This window comes from Vibrio sp. 1978 (genome assembly GCF_033344345.1).
Map to the genome: position 1 here is coordinate 1 of NZ_JAWPOP010000086.1, position 1,449 is coordinate 1,449.

Consider the following 1,449-nt stretch of genomic DNA (forward strand, 5'->3'; position numbering starts at 1 on the left):
TGTGCGTGATTGACTATTCTTATTTGCTTTTGTAACGCCACTTCCTTGTTCTCTGTTTGCTGCTTGATAGCGTAGATCTCGTTTTCTTTCTTGTTGAGTCGTTTCGCTTCTTTGGCGTGTTTGTTTACGATATCCTTCTCAACTTGACCTTGGTATTCTCGTTTTATGTTTTCGATCTCTTTCGTTTTTTTAGCTAATTCTTTCTTAGCTTTGAGTAACGACTCATCTGCGAATGTGCGAATGCCGTTGTAAATTAAACCTAAAATGAACGCTGTCATGAGGCTAAACAAGAATATGTAAACCCATGATTGCCATTGGTACCAGAGCGTTTTTGCGCCTTGTGCTAGTAAAATAGGACCATTTGAGTTGGATAAGTCTACTAACCAAATCGTGCTATCGGGAGTTAGAAAATCAAGAAATGGTGCTGCAAAAAGCAATACCAATCCCACAACAATTACCGTCAAAAATCCCCAAATCATCGTAGGTATACCTCTGTAATATCGGGGCGGAAATGCCCTAGCTCTTGAGAAATAATCGTCATGACATCGATACGCTCAAAGTGGTTAGCCAGTTGTTCGTAGCGGTTTTGTGCGTAGCTATGGCGTAAGCCGTGTGCTCCGTTGGAGTACCCAAGAGCGCGAGAACTCGCTTTGCTGAACGCATCAGAAAACTTGTGTCCTCCTGCTATGTTGTAATGCGATTCGTAATTCACGCCCCTGTCAGAGAGTTGCTGTGGTGTATCGAGTCTGCGTTCTTCTAACTTTTCTGCCAAATGGTTGGGGATTTGAACTTCACGAATGAGACCGCCTTTCCCTTGAACCGTGTAGGTTTTTGAGTCATTGGGGAGTTGGGAAAATTTATCTTGGTGTACGTCCCGTGGACTCGGATTTACTTCGCCAGAAGGTCGTAGTGTGTACAGTTCGTGAGCGCGTAGACCCGCTTCATGACAAAGTTGTGTTGAGAGTGCATGTTGCTCGGTTTGGTGCTGAATGATCGCATTGACCTGTTCTGGCGTGTAAGAACGAGAGTTTTCAATAGTTTCTTTTTTAGATGTAGGAAGCTCTTTGGGTGGGTATAGTGTTTGATTGGGTTCTAACTTATGTGTGACATGCTGCATCATTGTTTGTATTGCCTGACGATCCATGTCGATTGTGCTTTGTTTACATTCGTGAGCGCGTAACTCTATGTAGTTTTTTGCTTGTTCTGGGGTTAGTTCTCTTAGAGAGCCAAGCTTGAACTCTTTCAGATAATCGCAACAGGTTTTCAATGCTTGTTCGTAGTTCCTCGCCGTTCCCACCGATTCTATGGCATTACCTTTCCCCTGCATTTCTTTCATGACAGAAGCGGCTTGTTTTTCTGATTTTGCGAAGTGCCCTTTAGCCATTGCGTGTTACTCCGATGGAATGGATATATCGGAGGATGGTACTGCGAGCTGCATATTGCTTGTGT

Annotated in this window: 2 protein-coding genes; both read right to left on the bottom strand. The window is 43.7% G+C overall.

The window, feature by feature from the left end; all coding sequences use genetic code 11:
* Nucleotides 1–479: hypothetical protein (locus R8N49_RS24620; protein ID WP_318190158.1), on the bottom strand; the 479-nt coding region annotated here is incomplete at its 3' end.
* Nucleotides 476–1,384 (bottom strand): tyrosine-type recombinase/integrase, encoded by a 909-nt coding sequence (locus R8N49_RS24625; protein ID WP_102137292.1) that lies wholly within the window; start codon nucleotides 1,382–1,384, stop codon nucleotides 476–478. The genes R8N49_RS24620 and R8N49_RS24625, both read right to left, overlap by 4 nt.
* Nucleotides 1,385–1,449 lie beyond the last annotated feature (65 nt).

Coding starts and splice junctions, on each gene's coding strand:
- R8N49_RS24625 (WP_102137292.1), bottom strand. CDS start 1,384: ATGGCTAAAGGGCACTTCGCAAAATCAGAAAAACAAGCCGCTTCTGTC.